At 49.6% G+C, this 3,264-nt stretch carries 2 protein-coding genes, 10 tRNA genes and 1 pseudogene; 2 read left to right on the top strand and 11 right to left on the bottom strand.

Annotated elements, in window-relative coordinates; genetic code table 11:
• Window positions 1-37: 37 nt before the first annotated feature.
• The 11 genes from lacNas_RS13175 to lacNas_RS13125 all read right to left on the bottom strand — a co-directional run bounded on the left by lacNas_RS13175 (window position 38) and on the right by lacNas_RS13125 (window position 1,190).
• Window positions 38-110, bottom strand: a tRNA-Phe gene (locus lacNas_RS13175).
• A 6-nt stretch (window positions 111-116) separates the two neighbouring features.
• Window positions 117-190 (bottom strand) — tRNA-Asp (locus lacNas_RS13170).
• Window positions 191-193: 3 nt separating this feature from the next.
• A tRNA-Met gene (locus lacNas_RS13165) sits at window positions 194-267 on the bottom strand.
• Window positions 268-275: 8 nt separating this feature from the next.
• Window positions 276-363 (bottom strand) — tRNA-Ser (locus tag lacNas_RS13160).
• Between the two features lie 42 nt (window positions 364-405).
• A tRNA-Glu gene (locus lacNas_RS13155) sits at window positions 406-477 on the bottom strand.
• Between the two features lie 4 nt (window positions 478-481).
• Window positions 482-554: transfer RNA gene (locus lacNas_RS13150), tRNA-Val, on the bottom strand.
• Window positions 555-556: 2 nt separating this feature from the next.
• Window positions 557-630 (bottom strand) — tRNA-Arg (locus lacNas_RS13145).
• A 29-nt stretch (window positions 631-659) separates the two neighbouring features.
• Window positions 660-731 (bottom strand) — tRNA-Gly (locus tag lacNas_RS13140).
• A gap of 19 nt (window positions 732-750) precedes the next feature.
• Window positions 751-824, bottom strand: a tRNA-Pro gene (locus lacNas_RS13135).
• Window positions 825-827: 3 nt separating this feature from the next.
• Window positions 828-900: transfer RNA gene (locus lacNas_RS13130), tRNA-Asn, on the bottom strand.
• A gap of 146 nt (window positions 901-1,046) precedes the next feature.
• Window positions 1,047-1,190, bottom strand: a complete 144-nt coding sequence (locus lacNas_RS13125; protein WP_201331210.1) for a hypothetical protein — start codon at window positions 1,188-1,190, stop codon at window positions 1,047-1,049.
• A gap of 242 nt (window positions 1,191-1,432) precedes the next feature.
• Between lacNas_RS13125 and asnB the strand changes: the two genes are divergently transcribed.
• Window positions 1,433-3,025, top strand: coding sequence for an asparagine synthase B (asnB, locus tag lacNas_RS13120; protein WP_201331211.1), 1,593 nt, complete (start codon window positions 1,433-1,435; stop codon window positions 3,023-3,025).
• Window positions 3,026-3,107: 82 nt separating this feature from the next.
• Window positions 3,108-3,264, top strand: a pseudogene (locus tag lacNas_RS14545) (IS3 family transposase); the annotation flags it as partial.

The following is a 3,264-nucleotide window of genomic DNA, read 5'->3' as shown; positions in this document are numbered from 1 at the left end:
GCCGCGTTTAGCCACTTCGCTATTCCTCCATTTTCAATGGCGCGGGACGGAATCGAACCGCCGACACATGGAGCTTCAATCCATTGCTCTACCAACTGAGCTACCGAGCCATCAAACGGTCCATGCGGGATTTGAACCCGCGATCTCCTCCGTGACAGGGAGGCGAGATAAACCACTGCTCCAATGGACCATATTGCGGGAGCTGGATTTGAACCAACGACCTTCGGGTTATGAGCCCGACGAGCTACCAGACTGCTCCATCCCGCGATAATAAAAGGAGGATGTGGGATTTGAACCCACGCACGAGTCGCCCCGTCTAACGGTTTTCAAAACCGTCCCCTTAAGCCACTTGGGTAATCCTCCATATGATGGAATCATTATTATTCTATTCTTGCCTTCCGGCAATGACCCGTACGAGATTTGAACTCATGTTACCGCCGTGAAAGGGCGGTGTCTTAACCACTTGACCAACGGGCCATAATGGAGGATACAGGGCTCGAACCTGTGACCCTCTGCTTGTAAGGCAGATGCTCTCCCAGCTGAGCTAATCCTCCAATGCACCCAGTAGGACTTGAACCTACAACCTTCTGATTCGTAGTCAGACACTCTATCCAGTTGCGCTATGGGTGCATTATTCAATTAAGCATCCTAAGATGCTAAGCGGAAGACGGGATTCGAACCCGCGACCCCCACCATGGCAAGGTGATGTTCTACCACTGAACTACTTCCGCATGTTCCGCTATTGCGAGATCGGGAAGACAGGATTTGAACCTGCGACCCCCTGGTCCCAAACCAGGTGCTCTACCAAACTGAGCCACTTCCCGGTACTCCGCCTGTCAGACTCGAACTGACGACATCCTGATTAACAGTCAAGCGCTCTACCAACTGAGCTAAGGCGGAATCTCCTGTTGCTTTTCAGCAACGCAACAATTATTATTTTACAGTTCTTAGAAGAAATGTCAACAGTTTTCCGGCAAAAAATTAATATCTTTTTTAGGCCTTGGCGGCTGCTTTTGTTTTTAAATTTATTTTAATTGGCCCTTGATTTATTTCTCATTTGCTTTAAAATAATTCTTAACTAAAAAGAAAGCCATAAAAAGACGAGTAAAGTCAGACAACCACCAGTGAGCTGATGCTAGTGAGAATTCAGCGGCTCTGTCTCTCTTGAAAAACACTTTTTCAGCTGCCAACCGAACGGCCTCCCCGGTCCAGTAGGCTTGGCCGGATCTGGTCCGTTACCGCCGGGTGAGCATTTTTGTGCTCGAGAAGCTGGCTCTTTGATAGAGCAATTTGGGTGGTACCGCGGAACAAAGCCTTTCGTCCCTTAATATAGGGAGCGAAGGGCTTTTTATATTGCTTCCCCCTTCTAAGCCTGATGAGTTCAGGCTGCATCTTAAAAAATGAAACTACTATTAAATACGAGGTATCAATCATGTGTGGATTTTTAGCTGTCGACTCAAAAGAATTTGATTTAAAGACCTTCGACGAAGCTTTGGCAAAATGTTATGACCGCGGCCCGGACATGACCAGGGTCTTTGACGAGCTCGACGTTACTTTCGGCTTCAACAGACTTGCCATCATGGACTTAACCGACAGCGGCATGCAGCCGTTCGAAACTTTGGACTGCACCCTGGTCTGCAACGGTGAAATTTACAACTATCCGGAACTGAAGAAGAACCTGGAAACCGACTATGAGTTTACTTCCAGCAGCGACTGTGAAGTGCTGATACCTTTGTACCGCAAATACGGCATCGACACCATGGTCAAGATGCTGGACGGTGAATTTGCCTTCGTCCTGTACGACCACCTGTCAAAGAAGATCTACGCGGCCAGAGACATTATCGGCATCCGGCCAATGTTCTTCGGTTTCACCAAAAAGGAAGGCAAGATTGCCTTTGCTTCAACTGGCAAGAACCTGCTGGACCTTTGCGATGAAATTCACCCCTTCCTTCCAGGACACTACTACGACGGTGAAAAATTCGTCGCTTACCACGAGCCAGACCTGACGCCAAAGATGAGCACTGACGACTTTAAGACGGCCACCAGCAAGATTCACGACCTGCTCGTACAGTCAGTCGACCAACGTCTGGCTTCTGACGCTCCGGTTGGCTACCTTTTATCCGGCGGGCTTGACTCTTCCCTGGTCTGCTCAATCGCTGCCCGGCTGCAGCCAGACACCAAGATCAGAACTTTTGCCATCGGGATGGACCAAAACCCGATCGACTTGAAGTACGCCCGGGAAGTTGCCGACTATCTGGGGACTGACCACACCGAATTCATCATGACCCGGGAAGACGTCCTTGGCGTTTTGAGAGAAGTCATCTACACCCTGGAAACCTGGGACATTACCACTATCAGAGCCTCTATCGGCATGTACATCCTCTGCAAGAAGATTCATGAAACGACCGACTTAAAGGTCATCTTGACCGGTGAATGCTCCGATGAGCTTTTTGGCTACAAATACACCGACTTTGCCCCGAGCCCGGAAGAATTCCAAAAAGAAGCCGCTAAGCGGCTCAGAGAGCTCTACATGTACGACGTTCTGCGGGCAGACCGCTGCATTTCAGCCAACTCTCTGGAAGGCCGGGTGCCATTTGCCGACCGTGAATTCGTCGATTACGTCATGAGCATCGATCCAGACTTGAAGATGAACCACTACCACAAGGGCAAGTACCTGCTCCGGAAGGCCTTTGAAGAAGGCGACTGGCTTCCTCACGACATCCTGATGCGGGAAAAGGCAGCCTTCAGCGATGCCGTAGGCCACTCCATGGTCGACGACTTGAAGGAATATGCTGAAAGCAAGTACAGCGACGAGGACCTGGCCAAGGCCGGTGAAAAATACCCATACCGGACGCCTTTTACCAAGGAATCCCTGCTTTACCGGGACATCTTTGAAGAATTCTACCCTGGCAAGGCTGACTGGATCAAGGACTACTGGATGCCAAACAGAAGTTGGAAGAGCCTGGAAGGCGTCATGGACCCAAGTGCCCGGGTGCTGAGCAACTACGGCGCCAGCGGCGAATAAAGGCAAAAAATAGCAAGCACAAAGCAAAAAGGCCTGTGATATGACCCCCGAAATTAGGACACTAATTTCGGGGGTTATTTTCATGACTAAATACACTAAAGAAATAAAACTCGCTATCTACCACGAATGGGTAGACGATCATAGAAGAGGCACCTACCTCAGCCGAAAATATGGGATGGAGCGTGGAGGAATCCAATATTTGGTAGACTTGATCCAAAAGCATGGCGAAGCCATTTTGG

The sequence above is a fragment of the Lactobacillus nasalidis genome (genome assembly GCF_016587775.1).
Classification (GTDB): domain Bacteria; phylum Bacillota; class Bacilli; order Lactobacillales; family Lactobacillaceae; genus Lactobacillus; species Lactobacillus nasalidis.
This window is presented reverse-complemented; position numbering and strand designations above follow the sequence as displayed.

What these genes read in the sequence shown, in the direction of transcription:
- asnB (WP_201331211.1), top strand. Translation starts at nt 1,433, where the DNA reads ATGTGTGGATTTTTAGCTGTCGACTCAAAAGAATTTGATTTAAAGACC.